The sequence below is a fragment of the Streptomyces sp. NPDC093225 genome (genome assembly GCF_044753805.1).
Taxonomy (GTDB): domain Bacteria; phylum Actinomycetota; class Actinomycetes; order Streptomycetales; family Streptomycetaceae; genus Streptomyces.
Map to the genome: position 1 here is coordinate 1 of NZ_JBIVNX010000003.1, position 20,095 is coordinate 20,095.

The window sequence follows — 20,095 nt, forward strand, 5'->3', positions numbered from 1 at the left end:
CGGTTTCGCAGCTCTTTGTACCGGCCATTGTAGCACGTGTGCAGCCCAAGACATAAGGGGCATGATGACTTGACGTCGTCCCCACCTTCCTCCGAGTTGACCCCGGCAGTCTCCTGTGAGTCCCCATCACCCCGAAGGGCATGCTGGCAACACAGAACAAGGGTTGCGCTCGTTGCGGGACTTAACCCAACATCTCACGACACGAGCTGACGACAGCCATGCACCACCTGTATACCGACCACAAGGGGGGCACTATCTCTAATGCTTTCCGGTATATGTCAAGCCTTGGTAAGGTTCTTCGCGTTGCGTCGAATTAAGCCACATGCTCCGCTGCTTGTGCGGGCCCCCGTCAATTCCTTTGAGTTTTAGCCTTGCGGCCGTACTCCCCAGGCGGGGAACTTAATGCGTTAGCTGCGGCACCGACGACGTGGAATGTCGCCAACACCTAGTTCCCAACGTTTACGGCGTGGACTACCAGGGTATCTAATCCTGTTCGCTCCCCACGCTTTCGCTCCTCAGCGTCAGTAATGGCCCAGAGATCCGCCTTCGCCACCGGTGTTCCTCCTGATATCTGCGCATTTCACCGCTACACCAGGAATTCCGATCTCCCCTACCACACTCTAGCCTGCCCGTATCGAATGCAGACCCGGGGTTAAGCCCCGGGCTTTCACATCCGACGTGACAAGCCGCCTACGAGCTCTTTACGCCCAATAATTCCGGACAACGCTTGCGCCCTACGTATTACCGCGGCTGCTGGCACGTAGTTAGCCGGCGCTTCTTCTGCAGGTACCGTCACTTTCGCTTCTTCCCTGCTGAAAGAGGTTTACAACCCGAAGGCCGTCATCCCTCACGCGGCGTCGCTGCATCAGGCTTTCGCCCATTGTGCAATATTCCCCACTGCTGCCTCCCGTAGGAGTCTGGGCCGTGTCTCAGTCCCAGTGTGGCCGGTCGCCCTCTCAGGCCGGCTACCCGTCGTCGCCTTGGTAGGCCATTACCCCACCAACAAGCTGATAGGCCGCGGGCTCATCCTTCACCGCCGGAGCTTTCAACCCCCGCCCATGCAGGCAGGAGTGGTATCCGGTATTAGACCCCGTTTCCAGGGCTTGTCCCAGAGTGAAGGGCAGATTGCCCACGTGTTACTCACCCGTTCGCCACTAATCCACCCCGAAGGGCTTCATCGTTCGACTTGCATGTGTTAAGCACGCCGCCAGCGTTCGTCCTGAGCCAGGATCAAACTCTCCGTGAATGTTGACCCGTAATCGGGTAGACACTCGCGTTGAGCGGAACAGTCATGTCGGAATATGACCGACTGTTCTCAGCGTCCTCGCTGTGTATGTTGCCACCCGCCTCACTGAGGCCGGTGGACTTTCAAAGGAACCTCAACTCACTAATGTGAGCCGGGGTTGTCAATCTGGCGTTGACTTTTGGCACGCTGTTGAGTTCTCAAGGTGCGGTCGCTTCCTTTGTTCCCGTTTCCGGGCCCTCCGGGCGCTTCCTTCGTTTCCGACTCTATCAGATCTTTTCTCGATCCGATTTCCTCGGCGCTTTCCGGTTCCGGCCCGTTTCCCTCTCGGGGGGCTTTTCCCTTTCGGCGTTTCCGACTCTATCAGATCCTTTCGGGCCTGACTCCCAGTCAGCGGGTTTGTCCTGTCGGGCTGTTGGGCCCTCGGGACTCCCGAACTCTAGCGGATTTCCCGGGCGGCCCCTAATCGGGCCTCGAAAATGAATTCGGACATGCCGAATTCACTCCCGCTGGGAGATCTTGCTGAGTTGGGGTGCCGCAACGAGGCGGCGGGATGTGTTGTCGCAGAACCGTTCCGGCCCCGTGACAACTCGAAGAACCTTACGGACTCGGGAGGCCCGTGTCAACCCGACCTCCCTACCCACCTCGACGGGGGATCTAACCCCTCGCCTGGGTCTCCTCCACTCGGGCGAGCAGCCGGGTCAGCATGTCGCCCAGCACCCCCCGCTCCTCCGAAGAGAGGTCCTGGAGGAGCTCCTCCTCGAAGACCGTGGCCATGCGCATCGCGTCCAGCCACTTGCTCCGGCCCTCGTCCGTGAGCTCGACGATGACGCGCACCCGGTTCGACTCGTCCCGCTCGCGCGTGACCAGGCCCTCGGCGGTCATGCGGTCGATCCGGTGCGTCATGGCGGCCGGCGTCAGGCCGAGCTGCTTGGCGAGCTCGCTCGGGCCCATGCGGTACGGCGCCCCGGAGAGGACGAGGGCCTTGAGGACCTCCCACTCCGCGTTGCTGATGCCGAGGGCCGAGGTCTGGCGCCCGTACGCGACGTTCATCCGCCGGTTCACGCGCTGGAGGGCCGAGACGACCTTCTCCACCTGCGGGTCGAGGTCCTGGAATTCGCGCTGGTAGACCGCGATCTGCTCGTCGAGGGACGGCTCGGCGAGGCCGTTCGTACCGATCTGGTCGGGGGTGTCACCCATGCCGCGAAGTATCGCACGCCCCACGTTGGCGTCTAACTCCTTCGATGTGTACTCTTAAGCATCGAACTTTAGAGTTGAAGTCTTCGGACCGGAACTCCTGACTAGGGTGGTGAAAGGTGACCAGGGTGATGGGCACGGCGATGGGCCGGATCCAGGCGGGCAACGCGATCAGTGCGTTCGGCATCGGCTTCACGGTGCCGTTCCTCTACGTGTACGTGGCGGAGGTGCGCCATCTGGGTGCCTTCTGGGCCATGGCGTCGTTCATCGCGCTGGCCGTCGGCGCGGTGCTCACGCTCCCCTTCGCGGGGCGTGCCATCGACCGCCGCGGTCCGATCCCGGTGCTGATCGCGGCCGCCTTCACGGCCGCCGCGGGCGCCCTCGCCCTCGGCCTGTCCTCCGGCGTCGCCGCGGTCCTGCTCTGCTCCGTCGTCCTCGGCGCCGGCCAGGCAACAATGCAGCCCGCGCTCGCGACGATGATCGTGAACGTCTCCACCCCGCAGACCCGCACCCGCGCCTTCGCCCTGCAGTTCTTCATGCAGAACCTCGGCCTCGGCATCGGCGGCCTGCTCGGCGGTCTGATCGTGGACGTCTCGCGGCCCGGCAGCTTCCTGCTGCTGTTCTCCATCGAGACCGCGATGTTCCTGGCCCTGGCGGCGATCATCACCACCGTGCGGCTGCCGCAGGCGTCGACGCTCAAGGAGTCGGCGCCCAAGGACCCCGCACCGGCGGGCAGCGGGCTCGGCGCCCTGCTGCGCCACAAGCCGATGGTCTACCTGTGCCTGCTCGGCTTCGTCATGTACTTCGCCTGCTACGGCCAGTTCGAGTCCGGCCTCACCGCCTACGGCACCGAGGCGGGCATCGCCCCCCGTACCCTCGGCTTCGCGCTCGCGGCCAACACCGGCGTGATCGTCGTCGCCCAGTTCGCGGTGCTGCGGTTCGTCGAGCGGGCCAGCCGTACCAAGGTCATCGCGATCGTCGGCCTGATCTGGACCGCCGCCTGGGTCATCGCCGGCGTCGCCGGGCTGACCGGCGGCGGGCCGGCCCTGGCGGCCACCGCGTTCGTCTCGACGTACGCGCTCTTCGGCCTCGGCGAGGCGATGCTGTCGCCGACCGTCGCCCCGCTGGTCGCCGACCTGGCACCGGACGGCAAGGTCGGGCTCTACAACTCCGCCTTCGCCATGGTCAAGCAGATCGCCCTCGTGGTGGGCCCGCTGGTCGGCGTGCCGCTCGGGGCCATGCTGCCCGCGCCGTACATCGCCGCCTTCGTGGTCTTCTGCCTCGGCTTCTCCTGGCTCGCGCTCCGGCTGGGCCGGCAGCTCACGGCCGCCCAGGACCGCCCGTTCTCGGCCCTGCGGCCGAGCCGGATCGTGGCCCAGCACAGCCCGGCCGCCGAGGCCGGGTCCGCCACCGCCGGCGAGTCCGTCGCCCCGGCCGGTGCCGAGCCCGTCGCCGCCGGAGCCGCGCGGGGCATGTGAGCGGACCCCCCGCCGCTCACGGACCCCGTGCGCCGACGCCGCCGACCACGGCGGCCCGGCGCGACGTAGGAAAGGCCCCCTCGCCCGCCCGGGCAGGGGGCCTTCTCCATGGGCAGAAACTACGGCTGTCGCCCGACGCTCGACCACACGTATATACGTATGCCGCCTACGCCTGGGGGAGGGCGAACTCGCACCACACCGCCTTGCCGCCGCCCGGCGTGCGGCGCGATCCCCACGACGAGGCGATGGTGGCGACGATCGAGATGCCCCGGCCGGCCTCGTCCGCCGGCTCCGCGCGGCGGCGCCGCGGCAGGTGGTCGTCCCCGTCCGTCACTTCGATGATCAGGCGGCGGTCGGTGCGGCGCAGCCGCAGCCGCATCGGGGGCGTGCCGTGCTGGAGGGAGTTGGCGACCAGCTCGCTGGCGGCCAGCACGCCCAGGTCGCACAGCTCGACCGGGAACCGCCAGGAGGTGAGCACCCCCTGGGCGAACGCGCGGGCGCGCGGGGCCGCCTCGATGCCGCCGAGCAGGTCCAGGGCGGCGTTGTGGAACAGCTCGGCGTCGGACCCGGTGCGGGTGGGGTGCTGCAGGACCAGGACCGCCACGTCGTCGTCGTGGTCGGCGCCGACGCCGAGGGCCCGCATGAGCCGGTCGCAGATCACCTGCGGCGTGCCCTGGGCGCCGGACAGCGCGCGCTCCAGGGCGGCCACGCCCTCGTCGATGTCCTCGCCGCGCCGCTCGACCAGGCCGTCGGTGTAGAGGACGGCGGTGGCGCCGGGGCCGAGCGGGATCGTGCCGGAGGAGTGCAGCCAGCCGCCGGTGCCGAGCGGGGGGCCGGTGTGGTCCTCGGCCCGGTGCACGGTGCCGTCGGCGTCGCGCACCAGGACCGGGAGGTGGCCCGCGGAGGCGTAGACGAGCCGGCCCTCGTTCGGGTCGTGGACGGCGTAGACGCAGGTGGCGATCTGGCTGGCGTCGATCTCGGCGGCGAGGCCGTCGAGGAGCTGGAGCACCTCGTGCGGGGGCAGGTCGAGGCGGGCGTACGCACGCACGGCGGTGCGCAGCTGGCCCATGACCGCGGCGGCGCGGACCCCGCGGCCCATGACGTCGCCGATGACGAGGGCGGTGCGGCCGGCGCCGAGGGTGATGACGTCGTACCAGTCGCCGCCGACCGCGGCCTCGGTGCCGCCGGGCTGGTAGGTGGCGGCGATGCGCAGGTCGTCGGGCTGCTCCAGCTCCTGCGGGAGCAGGGAGCGCTGGAGGGTGACGGCGGCCTCGCGCTGGCGGCGCTCGCTGGCGCGCAGCCGCTCGACGGCTTCGGCGTGGTCGGTGACGTCGGCGAGGTGGACCAGGACGCCGCAGGCGGGGCCGGTCGCGTCGGGGTCGGCAGCCGCGTCGGGGATGCCGTGGCCGAGGCCGGTGACCGGGGTGCAGGTGACGGTGTACGAACTGCCGCCGGGGGCCTTGCGGTTCTTGACCGTACGGGGCTTGCCGCTGCGCAGCACCTGGTCGAGGAGGGGGTGCAGGCCGAGGTCGGCGAACTCGGGAAGGGTGTCGCGGGCGGGGGTGCCGGCCGGGCGGGGGCCGAAGCCGGCGGTGTAGGCGTCGTTGACGTAGGCGACCCGGTGCTCGGGGCCGTACACGAGGGCGACGAGGGACGGGAGGCTGCCGATGACCTGGCTGGCGGACAGGTCGTCGAGGGAGGGGACGGTGAGGAGCGCGGTGGCGGTGGCGGTGTCCGCGCCCGGGCACGTGCCCGGGTCCTCCGCGGAGCCGGCGGCGGGTGGCACGGGGGCGCCGGATCCCCCGGTGCAGGTGTCGGTACCGGGGGATGTTCCGCTGCCGCTGCCGGTTCCGGCGACGGTGGGGTCGGCCGGGGCGGCCGGGTCCCGTGGGTCGCGTACGTCCCGGGGGTCCCGGGGGTCGGTACCGGTCCGGTCCTGCGCCGTGCGGTCGGGCGCGGGCGGGTCCTGGCTGCGGCCGCGGGCCGCGGGGACCGAGCCCTCGCCGCGCTTGGCACGGGCGGCCGCCGCTTCGGACCGCGCCGCGGCGCGGCGCTGCGTGCCGGGGAAGCGGGCGCTCCAGCGCGTGAAGTTCACTGCGTTCAAGCCTCGTGGTGTCGCTCGTGGGTCGCTGTCTCGCTGAGCCGGGGTCGGCCGTCGCCGGTCGTGATCACTCTGTGCAGGTGCGGGCACACCCATGGTCACACGTCCGGCGTGGCCGACCGGACCGACGGGTCAGTCGGCCCCGCCCCCGGAGGCGTCCGCCTCCGGGTCGGGCCGACGGTCCGCACCGAGCGTGCCCGACGACGGCCCCGGTGGGCTACCCGTTCCGGAAGCCGATGCGGTGCCGGGCGCCGGCGGGGGTGGTGCCGAGTCGGCCGAGAGGTCCTCGGGTCCGGGTCGGGGGGCGCCGCCGGCGGCCAGCTCGAACTCGGCGCGCGGGTGCTCCAACGAGCCCAGCGAGACGATCTCACGGGTGAAGAGGCCGGCGAGGGTCCATTCGGCGAGCACGCGCATCTTGCGGTTGAAGGTCGGCACCCGGCTGAGGTGGTAGACGCGGTGCATGAACCAGGCGGGGTAGCCCTTGAGCTTGCGGCCGTAGACGTGGGCGACGCCCTTGTGGAGGCCGAGCGAGGCGACCGAACCCGCGTACTTGTGGGAGTACTCGGTCAGCGGCTGCCCGCGCAGCGAGGCGAGGACGTTCTCGGCGAGGACCTTGGCCTGGCGGACGGCGTGCTGGGCGTTGGGCGCGCATTCGCGTCCGTCGTCGGCGGTGACGTCCGGGACGGCGGCCGCGTCGCCGGCCGCCCAGGCGTGCTCGGTGCCGTCGACGGTCAGGTGCGGGGTGCACTTGAGGCGGCCGCGCTCGTTCAGCGGCAGGTCGGTGGCGGCGAGGAGGGGGTGCGGCTTGACGCCGGCGGTCCAGACGACCGTGCGGGTGGGGAAGCGCGCGCCGTCGCTGAGGACGGCGACCCGGTCGGCGCAGGAGTCCAGGCGGGTCTCCAGCCGTACGTCGATGTTGCGGCGGCGGAGCTCGCGGACGGTGTACGTACCCATCTCGGGGCCGACTTCGGGGAGGATCCGGTCACTGGCCTCGACCAGGATCCAACGCATGTCCTCGGGCGTGATGTTGTGGTAGTAGCGGGCGGCGTACCGGGCCATGTCCTCCAGCTCGCCGAGCGCCTCGACGCCCGCGTAGCCGCCGCCGACGAAGACGAAGGTGAGTGCGGCGGCGCGGACTTCGGGGTCGCGGGTGGAGGAGGCGATGTCCATCTGTTCGATGACGTGGTTGCGCAGGCCGATGGCCTCCTCCACCGTCTTGAAGCCGATGGCGTAGTCGGCCAGGCCCGGGACCGGGAGGGTGCGCGAGATCGAGCCGGGGGCGAGGACCAGCTCGTCGTACTCGATGTCGACGGGACCGGCGGCCTCCTCCTCGGTGGCGAGGGTGGTGACCGTGGCGGTGCGCTTGGCGTGGTCGATGCGCTGGGCCTCGCCGATGACGATCCGGCACTTGTCGAGGACGCGCCGCAGCGGCACCACGACGTGCCTGGGGGAGATGGAGCCCGCGGCCGCTTCGGGCAGGAAGGGCTGATACGTCATGTAGGGCTCTGGGGTCACGACGGTGATCTCGGCTTCGCCGTCCCCGAGTTTCTGCTGGAGACGCAGCGCTGTGTACATGCCGACATAGCCGCCGCCCACGATGAGGATGCGCGGGCCGGACGCGGTGCCGGGGCCGGATCCCCGGGTGTATGCAGCCTTCACCATCCCATGACGCAACGTGGCTGGGAGTTTGTCCACAGGCCCGGCAGATTGTGTGACCGAAGGTCGTCCTTGTGGCGGCCTGCCCACTGGGGCTCGAGAGGGGGGAGTTCCGCAGGTCAGAGCGGGAGGAGGGACTCGATCGGAGGGGCGGAATCGGAAAAGTGGGGGAGAATGCTCCGATCGGGCGGCGCCCGGTCCGGAGTCCCCTCTTCTGAATTGACTCTGGCTCAACTATGTTCGTTACTCGCCGGGTGTCGGCCGGGGCGCTCAGTGACCGTGGCCCTCCTGGCACGAAGGCGGGGAGTCTCCGGGGGGAGACAAATGATTACCGGGGGAAACATATGAACATTTCCGATTTCCATGGCTCTGCGACCGCCCTGACCACCGAGGGGCACGGTCGCACGCTCGCGCACGGGACGGGGACGGCCGGTACGACGATCGGCCGCTCGACTCCGCTGCGCGTGGACGCACAGCGCAACCTGGAACACGTCCTGCGCGCCGCCCGCGAGGTGTTCGGCGAGCTCGGCTACGGCGCTCCCATGGAGGACGTCGCACGCCGCGCGCGCGTCGGCGTGGGCACCGTGTACCGGCGCTTCCCGAGCAAGGACGTCCTGGTACGGCGGATAGCCGAGGAGGAGACCGCGCGGCTGACCGAGCAGGCGCGGACCGCGCTCGGCCAGGAGGACGAGCCGTGGCAGGCGCTGTCGCGCTTCCTGCGGACCTCCGTCGCCTCGGGCGCCGGCCGGCTGCTCCCGCCGCAGGTGCTGCGGGTGCGGGTCGAGGACGAGGCGGAGGAGACGGACGTCGCGGCCGACGGCCTGCTCGACGAGGCGCGGGTACCGCAGCAGCGGGGCGCCTCCGAGACGGGCGTGGTCGCGCCGCGCGGCGTCGGTGAGGTCTCCGAGGACGCGGGCGCGGGTGCGCTGCTCGAGGTCGTGGGCCGGCTGGTGGACCGGGCCCGGGCCGCGGGTGAGCTGCGGACCGACGTGACGGTGGCCGACGTGCTGCTGGTCATCGCCACCGCGGCGCCGGCGCTGCCGGACCCGGCGCAGCAGGCCGCCGCCTCCGCGCGGCTGCTCGACATCCTGCTGGAGGGCCTGCGCTCGCGCAGCGCGGTCTGATCCGGGCCGCGCACGGCGCGGTCCCGTCGGAAGTTCCTCACGACGCCCCGGTCCCGCCCCTTCGGGGGTGGGACCGGGGCGTCGAACGTGCGCGCACTCGAACGGGTGAGGGGCGGTACGGTCGTTGGCCGAAGTGTGCCCGGACGAGTGGATACCGGTCATCGGGGCCACGACCCCCGCGCCCGTGTGACACGCTGGCCGCGTACATGGGCCGGAATGTGTCGTTCGGGGGCTTCCGCGATGAGTGGTGACGGCGGGCGGGACGAGTCGTTCGGCGGTGCCGGAGCCCCGGACGCCGTCGCGGCCCCCGTCGACGACGCGGCGGCCGGAGGGCTCCCCACCCGCCAGGTACCGGCCCAGCGCGGCGGCGGCAGCGGCGCCACCGCCGCGGAACTCCCGTCCTCCGACGGCGACCTGATCGCCCGTGTGCGGGCCGGCGACGACGGCGCGTACGAGGACCTGTTCCGCCGGCACGCCGCCGCGGTGCGCCGGTACGCCCGTACCTGCTGCCGGGACGCCGACACCGCCGACGACCTCACGGCCGAGGTGTTCGCCCGTACCCTCCAGGCGGTGCGCGGCGGGGCCGGGCCGGACCAGGCGGTCCGCGCGTACCTGCTCACCACCGTGCGGCGGGTGGCCGCCGCGTGGACGAGGACCGCCCGGCGCGAGCAGCTCGTCGAGGACTTCGCCCTCTTCGCGGAGCAGGCCGCGGCCCGCGGCCCGGCCGCTCCGGTCGGCACGGCCTCCTCCACCGACGAGCTCGGGCTCGGCGCGGACGTCCGGGCCATGCACGAGGCCGAGCAGACGCTCGCCGTGCGGGCGTTCCGGAGCCTGCCCGAGCGGTGGCAGGCGGTGTTGTGGCACACCACCGTCGAGGAGGCCTCGCCGAGCGCGATCGCCCCGCTGTTCGGCCTCAGCCCCAACGCCACGGCCGTCCTGGCCAGCCGGGCCCGGGAAGGGCTCAAGCAGGCGTACCTGCAGGCGCACGTGAGCTCCGCGCTCACCGCGGGCGGTGACTGCGCCCGGTACGCCGACCGGCTCGGCGCGTACGCGCGCGGGGGCCTGCGGATGCGGGCGGAGCGGGGGCTGCGCAAGCACCTGGAGGAGTGCGCGCGCTGCCGGATCGCGGCGGGCGAGCTCAAGGACGTCAACGCGGGCATCCCCGCGCTGCTGCCGGTCGCGGTCATCGGGTGGTTCGCCGCCGGGTACGCGGCCAAGGCGGCCGGTGTCGTGGCCGGCGGGGCGGCGGGCGCTGCCGGGGCCGGCGCGGCGGCCGCGGCGACGGGCGCCGGGGCGGGGGGTGCCGCCGGGGCGTCGGCCTCCGTCGGGGGTGCGGGCGCCGGCGGATCGGGGGTGGGGGCCGCGGCGGTCTCCGAGGGACTCGGGCTGCCGGCCAAGGCGGCGATCGCGGCGGGGCTCGCGGTGGCGACCGCTGCGGGCGTGGTGTTCGCCCTCACCGGCGACGATCCCGAACCACAGGCGACGGCCCGGCCGGCGCAGAGCGTGGCGCCGGTGACGGAGGCCCCCCGGCCGGGGCGGCCGACGCCCCCGGTGGTGCCGCGGGCGGTCGTGCCGGCGGCGGAGCGGTCCGCGCCGGCCCCGCGCCGGTCGGCGCCGGCGCCACGGCTCACGCCGGCCTCCCCGGAGCCCGAGCCCTCGCCGCGGACGTCGCGTCCCGCGGCGCGCCCGACGCCTTCCGAGCCGACGCCGAAGCCGAAGCCCAGCCTGCGCCCCAGCCCGAGCCCGAGCCCGACGAAGCCGCCGACGACGTCCGTGCGGGCGTACCGGCTCGCGGCGCTGCGGCAGTCGGTGTTCGGCGACCACACCGGGCCGGAGATCGACACCTGGCGCAGCAGCTGGGTGTGGCAGCGGTGGGGGGTGCGGATCGCCGACCGGTGGTACGCGAACGGGGTCACCGTGCACGCCGGGTCGGCCGTCACCATCGACCTGAACCGGCCCTGCGAGGCCTTCTCCGCGCGGGTGGGGGTCGACGGGCTCTCGGCGGGGCCGGGGACGCTGCGGTTCTCCGTCTGGGCGGACGGGGCCCGGCTGTGGCACAGCCCTGCGCTGGGGGTGGGCGATCAGGCCGTGCCCGTGCGGGTGGGGGTGGACGGGGCCCGGACGCTGCGGCTCGTCGTCGAGCGGGAGTCCGGGGCCGGGACGGTCCTCTTCGGCGACTGGGCCCAGGCCGTCATCGCCTGCCGCTGACCGCCGCGGGCGCGCTGCGCCGGCCCCTGCCCGGACGCGCGCCCGGGCTTTCGGGGCTGCTCCCTCGTTCGGCGGGCCGCCGCGGGAGCCCTGCGGGGCTGCTCCTCTCCCCGGCCTTCCACCGTTCCCGGGCCTCCGCCCCGGGAAGGCCGGCGCCGGAGCGGCACGGGACCGGGTCAGAGGGCGGGGCGGGGGACCGCGGGGACGGCTCGGCGGCGAGGGGTCGAGGTGCCCGTCCAGCAGGTGCCGCGGCGGGCCAGGAGCCGGCGGAGCCAGAGTTCCAGGGAGACGAGGTCGGCCAGGCCGTCGAGGGGGACGGGGGAGCCGGCCGCGGCGGCGAGCAGGGCGTCCTGGACGACGCGGGCCTCGATCAGGCCGGCGTCGGCGAGGAGCGGGGCCTCGAAGAGGTCCAGCAGGGGGTCCTGGGCGAGCCGCAGCCCGACCCGCGCCGAGGCGCCCTCCGGCGTGACGGCCCCCCAGCCCGGCGGGAGCTCGCGCACGCCCGTGCCGGCCAGCACGGTCCGCAGCACCGCGGCCCGGGCCCCCGGCTGCACCCGCAGCGACTCGGGCAGCGCGCGGGCGGCCCGTACCACCTGGTTGTCGAGGAACGGCGCGTGCAGCCGCTGGCTCCGCACCTCCGCGGCCTGCTCGAAGACGCGGTGGTCGGCCGCGTACCGGGCCAGGGCCGCGCGGGCCCGGGCCTCCCCCGGCCGGAGGGAGAGCGGCGGCCGGCCGGCCGCCGCCTCGAGTCTGATCGACACCTCCGCGAGCGCCTCGCCGGTGAGCCAGCGGGCCGCCGGTCCCGGCCGGGACCAGGCCAGCGCGGCCAGGGAGGACGCCACCGCCCCGGTGGGCTCGTCGGCGTCGACGCGGTGGCCGCGCAGCCGGGCGGCCGCGTCCCGCAGGCCGGACATGTACGAGGTGCGGGAGAGCCGTCGCGCGGCCAGGTAGACGGTCACCGGCACGGCCAGCGAGGGGCCTTCGGCCCGGGCCAGGGCGGCCACCGGCTTGACCAGGTGGCGCCGCTGCCGGTCCATCAGGAGGTCGGCCAGCCGCGCCGGATGGGCGTCGAGGACCTGGCGGGCGCCGTGTCCGGTGAGGTGGTCAGCGCTGCCGGCCGCCAGCCGCCGCCGGTGCCGGGCAGCCGTGACCAGGGACGGGCCGGGTTCGTCGGTGAGCGGGCCCTCGAGGTCGGCGTACGGCAGGGCCTCCTCGCCGGCCGCGACGACGACGTGGTGCAGCCGGGGGTCGGCGGCGATGGCCCGGGCCCGCTCCAGCTCGGCCTCACGACCCCGGGGCGCGGCCAGGTCGTTGAAGGTGACGGCCAGCAGCCGCTCGCCGGCGCCCGCACCGTGCCCGAGGACGGTCCCGGGCACCCCCGGCAGGCCCGCGGCCAGCAGCGCGAGGGTGGCGGAGGCGCTGCCTCCGGAGAGGTCGGCACCGATGCCGGGCGCGGGTCCGCCGCGGGCCGCGCGCCGGTCGGCCGGCCCCATGCCGGGGACGGGCCCCGGGTCGTACGGGAGCGTGTCCGGGGCGTGCCGGGGCGCCGTCAGCCGGGCCCGTACGGCGCCCACGAGGGCCTCCCGCACGCCCTCCACCGCGTGCTCGGGGTCGGCCGCCGGAGCGGCCACGGCCAGTGAGGCCACCGGCTCGTACCCGGTGATCTCGCGCGAACCCTCGCGCAGGATCAGGGCGTGGCCGGGCGGGATCCGCCGCACGCCCGTGTACGGCGTGCCGTCGCCGAGGGCCTCGGGGCTGTCGGGGCAGGCCAGCAGGGCGGCGAGGTGACCGATGTCGAGCTGGGCCTCGATGAGGTCGGCGAGCGGGAGGGCCGCCGTGGCGTACGCGGTGCCGTTGGCCCACGGGGTGTGGAAGACGGGCCGCGCGCCGGCGAGGTCGCCCACCACCGTGATCCGGCGGCCCGCCTGGACGACCGCGGTGTAGCTGCCGGGCCACGCGGTCAGGTGCCGCAGTGCGCCCCCGCGCGCCGCGTAGAGGCCGCGGCGCAGCTCGGCGTCGTCGGCCCCGCAGCAGCCGAGGACGGCGAGCCGGGTGAAGGGGTCGGCGGGGTCGGCGACGACGGTGCGGATCTCGTCCGGGCGCCAGTCCCCGACGGCCCAGAGCGGGTCGGGGTCGCCCCACAGGAGCTGTGCGCCGACGGGGTGGAGGGTGCGGGCGGCGTCCTCGCCCGCGTCGTCGGAGTCCGCGAACCCTCCCCGGACGGTGTCGGCGAGGCGGCCGGCCGTGCCGAAGCTTGCGGCGATACTGCTCCAGCCCACCAACCAGCGCATCGACCGCCTCCACAGACTGTGGACAAGTTCGGGTCCATGCTGCCACGAGACAGGCGTGCGAGAGGCGTGAAGGGGGGCGCACATGCAAACGAACACGCCCCGCCCGCGCGGTATTTGGCGATCCGCACCGACCGCTCCATAGGCCGGATTCGGCCATTCTTCGCCCGGCCGTTTCCCTGCCGCTCCCCCACCGCTCCCCCGTCGTTTCCGTGCCGGACGAGGACGAACGGGACGCACGGTGCACGCGAGGCGTGAGATGCGCGGTCCGGGAGGCGCGGTCCGCCCCCCGGACCGGTCCGCCGCCCGCGGGGATTGAGGCGGCGGTGTCCCCGGCCCGCCGGTTCCACGCAGCGGGCCGACCCACGCACCCCACATGGAAACGTCCGGTCGGGGGTCGGGGCAGAGCGCACGTGCGGGCGCACGGCCACACAACAGGAGCACGCCACCCCGGGCCACCCCCCTCCCCGACCGTGTGTACGGACAACAATCCCGCCATACGACAGATGGGCCCTTAACGCTTGGGATGCGGCGAACTACGCTGGGTTTACGAATGCCGGGCGCCTATGCCCCGGCGGCCGTCTGCGTGAGGGGTGGCGCATGTCCAGGGAGCTCCGCGAGCCGAACGAGAAGCTCGGCGCCGTCCTCGCCCTCGCGGGCATCAGCAACGCGGGCCTCGCGCGGCGGGTCAACGACCTCGGCGCGCAGCGCGGTCTGACGCTTCGTTACGACAAGACCTCGGTGGCCCGCTGGGTCTCCAAGGGGATGGTCCCGCAGGGCGCCGCCCCGCACCTGATCGCGGCCGCGATCGGCGCGAAGCTGGGCCGCCCGGTGCCGCTGCACGAGATCGGACTGGCGGACGCGGACCCGGCACCGGAGGTCGGACTGGCCTTCCCGCGCGACGTGGGGGCGGCGGTGCGCTCGGCGACCGAGCTGTACCGGCTGGACCTCGCGGGGCGCCGCGGCGGTGGCGGGATCTGGCAGTCGCTGGCGGGGTCGTTCGCCGTGTCGGCGTACGCGACGCCGGCGTCGCGGTGGCTGATAACCCCGGCGGACAGCTCGGTGGCCCGGGAGGCGCCGGTGCCGGCCGCCGCCGAGGCCCCGACGGACGGCGGGTCCGCGGCGGGGCCGGGGGTGCCGGTACCGGGAGCGGGCGGCGTACCCGCACAGGGCACCGGAGGCGCCCAGGCCCACGCGGGCGCGGGCGGACCGGTACCCGTACCGACCCAGGCGGGCCCGGGCCGGGTGCGGTCCGGGCCGGCGGCGCGGGCCGCCGGGGCGCCCGCGCCCGAGACCTCGCCGCAGCGGGTGGGGCACAGCGACGTGGCCAAGTTGCGCGAGGCGGCCGAGGACGCCCGGCGCTGGGACTCCAAGTACGGTGGCGGGGACTGGCGTTCGTCGATGGTCCCGGAGTGCCTGCGGGTGGACGCGGCGCCGCTGCTGCTCGGCTCCTATTCGGACGAGGTCGGCCGGGCCCTGTTCGGCGCGACGGCGGAGCTGACCCGGCTGGCCGGGTGGATGGCCTTCGACACCGGCCAGCAGGAGGCCGCCCAGCGCTACTACATCCAGGCGCTGCGGCTCGCCCGGGCGGCGGCGGACGTCCCGCTCGGCGGATACGTGCTGGCCTCCATGTCCCTGCAGGCCACGTACCGGGACTTCCCCGACGAGGGCGTGGACCTCGCGCAGGCCGCCATCGAACGCAACCGCGGCCTGGCCACCTCCCGCACCATGAGCTTCTTCCGCCTGGTCGAGGCGCGCGCACACGCGAAGGCCGGCGACTCGGCGGCCGCGGGCGCCGCGCTGCGGGCGGCCGAGGGCTGGCTGGAGCGCTCGCGCGAGGGCGACCACGACCCGTCGTGGCTGGGCTTCTACTCGTACGACCGGTTCGCGGCGGACGCGGCCGAGTGCTACCGCGACCTGAAACTGCCGCGCCAGGTGCGCCGGTTCACCGAGCAGGCGCTGTCGCGGCCGACGGAGGAGTACGTCCGCTCGCACGGTTTACGGCTGGTCGTGAGCGCGGTCGCGGAGCTGGAGTCCGGGAACCTCGACGCGGCGTGCGCGCAGGGCGCGCGGGCCGTGGAGGTGGCCGGGCGGATCTCGTCCGCGCGCACCACGGAGTACGTGCGGGACCTGCTGCACCGCCTCGAGCCGTACGGGGACGAGCCCCGGGTCGCCGAACTGCGCGAGCGGGCCAGGCCGCTGCTGGTGGCCCCGGCGTAGCCGCCAGCACGGTGCGCGGGGCGGCCTGCTGCACCACACAGCCGTCGTGGGGGGGGGAGGGGCGCTTCGGTGTGCCGGGGGCCGCTCCGTGGTGTGTGGGTCCCCTCGGTGCTTGACCCGGCAGGGCCTGCAGGCCCTGCGGCAGGCCCACCCCTGGGGCAAGGGGGCTCCGCCCCTGGCCTCCGGCCACCCCAGGCCCGGGCCTGCCTCCGGACCAGCCTGCCCTACCGCCTCAAGCACCTCCCCCACACACCACGGCGCGGCACTCCCCCGAGTCGGTCGACCTGGTACCCGCATCCGCGCCGCACACGCCACCCCGACAGGTCCCCCGCCGACGTGGCGCAGCCCACGTGATCTTCGTGGCCGGACCTGTGTGACCACCCGGGGCCCTGGGCACTGGTTGTCAGTGCGGGGGTGCAGTATCGGGGGTGGGAGGTGGCATGGAGCGCGTGCACTGCGATGTGGTGGTGATCGGCGGCGGGATCGTCGGACTGTCGACCGCCTATGCCCTGTCGCGGCTCGCACCGGGGACGCGCGTGGTGGTGCTGGAGAAGGAGTCCGGCCCGGCCCGGCACCAGACGGGCCGCAACAGCGGCGTGATCCACAGCGGGATCTACTACCGCCCCGGCTCGCTCAAGGCCCGCTTCGCGGTCGGGGGCGCGGCCGAGATGGTCAAGTTCTGCGCCGAACAGGGCATCGCGCACGAGGTGACCGGCAAACTGATCGTCGCCACCGGCCGGGACGAGCTGCCGCGGCTGCACGCCCTGGTCCAGCGCGGCAGGGAGAACGGGATCCCGGTGCGGGAGCTCGGCCCCGCCCAGATCGCCGAGTACGAGCCGGACGTCGCCGGTCTGGCCGCCATCCACGTCGGCACGACGGGGATCGCGGACTTCGGAGCGGTGGCGGAGCGCCTCGGGGAGGCCTCGGGGGCGCAGGTCCTCTACGGCACGCAGGCGGTGCGCATCTCCCGCCGGTCGTACGGGGTCGCCGTCGGCACCTCCGCGGGCACGGTCGTCCGGGCCAAGGCGCTGGTGAACTGCGCCGGACTGCAGTGCGACCGGGTGGCGCGGCTGGCCGGGGACGACCCGGGCATGCGGATCATGCCGTTCCGGGGCGAGTACTACGACCTGGCCCGGCCCGAGCTGGTACGCGGCCTGGTCTACCCGGTGCCGGACCCGGCGTTCCCGTTCCTCGGCGTGCACCTGACCCGCGGGGTCGGCGGCGGGGTCCACGTGGGACCGAACGCGGTGCCCGCCCTGGCCCGCGAGGGGTACGGCTGGGGCACGGTCCGGCCCCGTGACGTGGCGGACGAGCTGGCCTTCCCGGGCACGTGGCGGGTGGCGCGGCGGCACTGGCGGTACGGCGCCGGCGAGATCCGGCGCTCGTTGTCGAAGCGGGCCTTCACCACCGCGGTCCGGCGGCTGCTGCCGGAGGCCACCGAGGCCGACCTGACACCGGCCGGCGCGGGCGTACGGGCGCAGGCGGTGCTGCGGGACGGCACCCTGGTGGACGACTTCCTGATCCGCGAGGCCCCGCGCACGGTGCACGTGCTGAACGCGCCGTCCCCGGCCGCGACCGCCTCCCTCCCGATCGGCCGTGAGATCGCCCGCCGGGCCCTGGTCGCGGCGCGCCCGTAGAATCGGGCGGTGTCCGAGTCGCAGAACCCCCAGCCCAAGCCGCCCCCGGTCTGGCGCGTCCAGCCCCGCTTCCCCGACGGCCCCGCCCCCGACCCGGCGGGATCCCACCACGAGCGGCGGATCCGCAGCTTCCAGCCGCGCCGCAGCCGGGTGACCGCCGGCCAGGAGGACGCCCTGCGGCGGCTCTGGAGCACGTGGGGCTTCGACATCGACGGGCGCGACGTGCTCGACCTCGACAAGATGTTCGACGGCCGGCCCGTGGTGCTGGAGATCGGCTTCGGCATGGGCGAGGCCACCGCGCTGATGGCCGCCGAGGACCCGGAGACCGGCATCCTCGCCATCGACGTGCACACGCCCGGCCAGGGCAACCTGCTCGGCCTCGCCGAGCGCGCCGGCCTGACCAACGTCCGCGTCGGCAACGGCGACGCGATCATCCTGCTGCGCGAGATGCTGCCGCCGGACTCGCTCGCCGGCATGCGCGTGTACTTCCCGGACCCGTGGCCGAAGAAGCGGCACCACAAGCGCCGGCTGATCCAGCCCGAGTTCCTCACGCTGGCCGCCACCCGGCTGGCCCCGGGCGCGATCCTGCACTGCGCCACGGACTGGGAGGACTACGCCGAGCAGATGCTCGAAGTCCTCACCGAACACCCGGACTTCGAGAACACCGTGCCCGGCGGCGGCTACGCGCCGCGCCCGGACTTCCGGCCGCTGACCCGCTTCGAGGGCCAGGGCCTGGACAAGGGGCACGTCGTACACGACCTCCTCTTCCGGCGTATCCAGAACTGAAACCCGCCCTCCGGTCAGGGCCCGGACCGCTACCGTCGTGGCGTGTTCCGGGTCCTGTCTCGTGCGTCCATCGGGCTGCTCGCGGCCGCCGGAGTGCTGATCCTCGAACTCGTTCGGGAACAGACCGGCACCCAGGGGTTCCTCGTCGGCCTCGGTCTCGCCGTCCTGCCGGTGCCACCGCTGATGGCGGTGTTCCACTGGCTGGGGCGGACGCGGCCGGGGGGCGGCGTCTGGCCGCAGCACCTGTTCGCCTTCGTCTGGGGGGCCTGCGCCGCGGCGCTGATCGCCATAGTGGCGAACAGCTTCGCCACCCGGTGGATATCCGCGGCGGCCGACCCGGCGGAGGCCGACCTGCTGGGCTCCGTGGTGATCGCCCCGGTGGTGGAGGAGTTCGCGAAGGCGGGCGCGCTGCTGCTGGTGTTCCTGTTCCGGGGGCGGGAGTTCAGGGGGGTCGCGGACGGGATCGTGGTGGCCGGGTTCACCGCGACCGGCTTCGCGTTCACCGAGAACATCCTCTACCTCGGCAACGCCTTCGGGCAGGACCTGGGCACCGGTACGTCCGTCATGGGATCGGTGACCGCCGCGACCTTCTTCGTCCGGGCGGTGCTGTCGCCCTTCGCGCACCCGCTGTTCACGGTGTGGACCGGGCTCGGCTTCGGCTGGGCGGCGTACGGGTACGCGTACGGGCCGGGGCGGGGGGTCGGGCGCGGACGCCGGGCCCGGACCTGGCCGCCGGCGGCGGGGCTGGCGGCGGCCATGGCCGTGCACGCTCTGTGGAACAGCTCCTCGGAGTTCGGCGAGTACGGCTTCTACGTCGTCTACGGGACCGTGATGGTGCCGGTCTTCGGCCTGCTGGCGTGGCTGGCGGTGCGGACCCGGCGGTGGCCGGGGGCCGTCTTCGTCCCCGCTATGCGTTCACCCCGCGGTCGGCCAGCCAGGCCAGCGGGTCCGCCGTCGCTCCGTCGATCCGCACTTCGAGGTGCAGGTGGGGGCCGGTGACGTTGCCGGTGGCGCCGACCCGGCCGATGGTCTGGCCGGTCTCGACGGTGCCCGAGGCGACCGAGATCGAGGACAGGTGGCAGTACCAGAGCTCGGTGCCGTCCTGGAGCTTGAGGACGATGCGGTAGCCGTACGGGCCCGACCAGCCGGCGGAGGTGATGGTGCCGCCGTGCACGGCCTTGACCGGGGTGCCGGTCGGGGCGGCGAAGTCGAGGCCGGTGTGGTGGCCGGAGGACCACATCGAGCCGGCGTCGCCGTAGTGCGAGGTCAGCGTGTACGAGGAGGTGGGGAGGGTGTAGGAGCCGGCCAGCTTCGCGAGCCGCTCCTTCTCCGCCTTCTCCGCGGCGGCCTTCTCCTCGGCGGCCTTCTCGGCAGCGGCCTTCGCGGCGGCCGCGGCCTCGGCCTGCTCGCGGGCCGCCTCGGCCTCCGCCTTCGCCTTGGCCGCGGCGGCCTCCTCGGCGGCGCGCTGGGCGGCGGCCTTGGCCTCGGCGGCCGCGGCGTCGGCCTGCGACTCGGCCTGCTGGAGGATCCGGTTGCGCAGCGCCTCGCCGGCGTCGGTGCCCCGCGCGGCCTGGGCGGGGGTGACCCCGGCGCCGGTGAGCGGGGCTGCGACGGCGGTGGTGGTCCCGGGTGCGTCCGCGTGGCCGGTGAGCGCGTCGGGGAGGACGTCGGGCAGCTCGTCCGGGAGCAGCGAGGGGATGGATATCGCGACCGGGGGCTTGTCCTGGGCGGTGGCGATGCCACCCGCGCCGACGGCGGCGATGATGCCGACGCCGAGGACGGTGGAGCTGCGGGCCAGGCCGTTGCGCTGCTTGACGACGCGGTGGCGGCCGCCGGCGGGGCGTACGGAGTCCTCGGTGGGGTTCCACTCGCCCCACGCGCCGGCGCCCTCGGGGGCGGCGGGGTCCGTGGAGGACGGGGGGATGTCGGCGGCAGGCCCGTTGGACGCCACGGGGGCGCTCCTTTCCTTCCTTCTTCGCCTACCGGGTTAGCTGACGGGTTCGGAGCAGGAAGGTCTCCTACGGGCCGGCGGGCCCGATGCACCCCATGGTGGTGGTTCCCCGGTTCCCTCACGGGATTCGGCGCGCACGCGCGCGGTGCCGTCACTGACGACGGCTGGGACAGCCGCGCTGCGTTATCGAACGGTAATAGACAACG

Annotated in this window: 11 protein-coding genes, 1 rRNA gene, 1 pseudogene and 1 riboswitch; of the genes and pseudogenes, 7 read left to right on the forward strand and 6 right to left on the reverse strand. The window is 73.8% G+C overall.

What is annotated here, in order from left to right; genetic code table 11:
- Nucleotides 1-1,246, reverse strand: a 16S ribosomal RNA gene (locus ACIQCH_RS03985); the annotation flags it as partial.
- Between the two features lie 654 nt (nt 1,247-1,900).
- Complete coding sequence (locus ACIQCH_RS03990) at nt 1,901-2,443, reverse strand: MarR family winged helix-turn-helix transcriptional regulator (RefSeq protein ID WP_030209968.1); 543 nt, start codon at nt 2,441-2,443, stop codon at nt 1,901-1,903.
- Between the two features lie 116 nt (nt 2,444-2,559).
- Here ACIQCH_RS03990 and ACIQCH_RS03995 point away from each other — a divergent pair, with 116 nt between their 5' ends.
- Nucleotides 2,560-3,918, forward strand: a complete 1,359-nt coding sequence (locus tag ACIQCH_RS03995; protein ID WP_402577675.1) for an MFS transporter — start codon at nt 2,560-2,562, stop codon at nt 3,916-3,918.
- A gap of 166 nt (nt 3,919-4,084) precedes the next feature.
- Here ACIQCH_RS03995 and ACIQCH_RS04000 read toward each other — a convergent pair whose 3' ends face one another.
- Both ACIQCH_RS04000 and ACIQCH_RS04005 read right to left on the reverse strand, forming a co-directional pair.
- Nucleotides 4,085-6,013 (reverse strand): SpoIIE family protein phosphatase, encoded by a 1,929-nt coding sequence (locus ACIQCH_RS04000; protein ID WP_402578277.1) that lies wholly within the window; start codon nt 6,011-6,013, stop codon nt 4,085-4,087.
- A 138-nt stretch (nt 6,014-6,151) separates the two neighbouring features.
- Entirely contained in the window at nt 6,152-7,681 is a 1,530-nt protein-coding gene (locus ACIQCH_RS04005) for an NAD(P)/FAD-dependent oxidoreductase (RefSeq protein WP_402577677.1), read from the reverse strand.
- A gap of 338 nt (nt 7,682-8,019) precedes the next feature.
- Between ACIQCH_RS04005 and ACIQCH_RS04010 the strand changes: the two genes are divergently transcribed.
- Entirely contained in the window at nt 8,020-8,799 is a 780-nt protein-coding gene (locus ACIQCH_RS04010; RefSeq protein WP_402577679.1) for a TetR/AcrR family transcriptional regulator, read from the forward strand.
- A 240-nt stretch (nt 8,800-9,039) separates the two neighbouring features.
- Entirely contained in the window at nt 9,040-11,007 is a 1,968-nt protein-coding gene (locus tag ACIQCH_RS04015; protein WP_402577681.1) for a sigma-70 family RNA polymerase sigma factor, read from the forward strand.
- Between the two features lie 176 nt (nt 11,008-11,183).
- On the opposite strand, the gene ACIQCH_RS04020 is transcribed toward ACIQCH_RS04015, so the two are convergent.
- Nucleotides 11,184-13,298: an asparagine synthase-related protein gene (locus ACIQCH_RS04020; protein ID WP_402577683.1), complete on the reverse strand. Its 2,115-nt coding sequence runs from the start codon at nt 13,296-13,298 to the stop codon at nt 11,184-11,186.
- 597 nt (nt 13,299-13,895) lie between these two features.
- On the opposite strand from ACIQCH_RS04020, the gene ACIQCH_RS04025 reads away from it, so the two are divergent.
- From ACIQCH_RS04025 to ACIQCH_RS04040, 4 genes and pseudogenes are all read left to right on the forward strand, one after another.
- Nucleotides 13,896-15,515, forward strand: a complete 1,620-nt coding sequence (locus ACIQCH_RS04025) for a sporulation protein (RefSeq protein ID WP_402577685.1) — start codon at nt 13,896-13,898, stop codon at nt 15,513-15,515.
- A gap of 440 nt (nt 15,516-15,955) precedes the next feature.
- Nucleotides 15,956-17,152 carry an L-2-hydroxyglutarate oxidase gene (lhgO, locus tag ACIQCH_RS04030; RefSeq protein ID WP_402577687.1) on the forward strand — a complete coding sequence of 399 codons (1,197 nt, stop codon included), beginning with the start codon at nt 15,956-15,958 and terminating at the stop codon, nt 17,150-17,152.
- 9 nt (nt 17,153-17,161) lie between these two features.
- Complete coding sequence (gene trmB, locus ACIQCH_RS04035) at nt 17,162-17,938, forward strand: tRNA (guanosine(46)-N7)-methyltransferase TrmB (protein WP_402577689.1); 777 nt, start codon at nt 17,162-17,164, stop codon at nt 17,936-17,938.
- A gap of 42 nt (nt 17,939-17,980) precedes the next feature.
- A pseudogene (locus ACIQCH_RS04040) lies at nt 17,981-18,820 on the forward strand (PrsW family intramembrane metalloprotease); the annotation flags it as partial.
- Nucleotides 18,821-18,845: 25 nt separating this feature from the next.
- On the opposite strand, the gene ACIQCH_RS04045 reads toward ACIQCH_RS04040, so the two are convergent.
- Nucleotides 18,846-19,889, reverse strand: coding sequence for a M23 family metallopeptidase (locus ACIQCH_RS04045; RefSeq protein ID WP_402577691.1), 1,044 nt, complete (start codon nt 19,887-19,889; stop codon nt 18,846-18,848).
- Nucleotides 19,890-19,899: 10 nt separating this feature from the next.
- Nucleotides 19,900-20,032: riboswitch (cyclic di-AMP (ydaO/yuaA leader) on the reverse strand.
- Nucleotides 20,033-20,095: the final 63 nt, after the last annotated feature.

Excerpts from the sequence above, each read along its gene's own strand:
- ACIQCH_RS03990 (WP_030209968.1), bottom strand. The coding sequence starts at position 2,443 with ATGGGTGACACCCCCGACCAGATCGGTACGAACGGCCTCGCCGAGCCG.
- ACIQCH_RS04005 (WP_402577677.1), bottom strand. The coding sequence starts at position 7,681 with ATGGTGAAGGCTGCATACACCCGGGGATCCGGCCCCGGCACCGCGTCC.
- ACIQCH_RS04010 (WP_402577679.1), top strand. The coding sequence starts at position 8,020 with ATGAACATTTCCGATTTCCATGGCTCTGCGACCGCCCTGACCACCGAG.
- ACIQCH_RS04015 (WP_402577681.1), top strand. The coding sequence starts at position 9,040 with ATGAGTGGTGACGGCGGGCGGGACGAGTCGTTCGGCGGTGCCGGAGCC.
- ACIQCH_RS04020 (WP_402577683.1), bottom strand. The coding sequence starts at position 13,298 with ATGCGCTGGTTGGTGGGCTGGAGCAGTATCGCCGCAAGCTTCGGCACG.
- ACIQCH_RS04025 (WP_402577685.1), top strand. The coding sequence starts at position 13,896 with ATGTCCAGGGAGCTCCGCGAGCCGAACGAGAAGCTCGGCGCCGTCCTC.
- lhgO (WP_402577687.1), top strand. The coding sequence starts at position 15,956 with ATGGAGCGCGTGCACTGCGATGTGGTGGTGATCGGCGGCGGGATCGTC.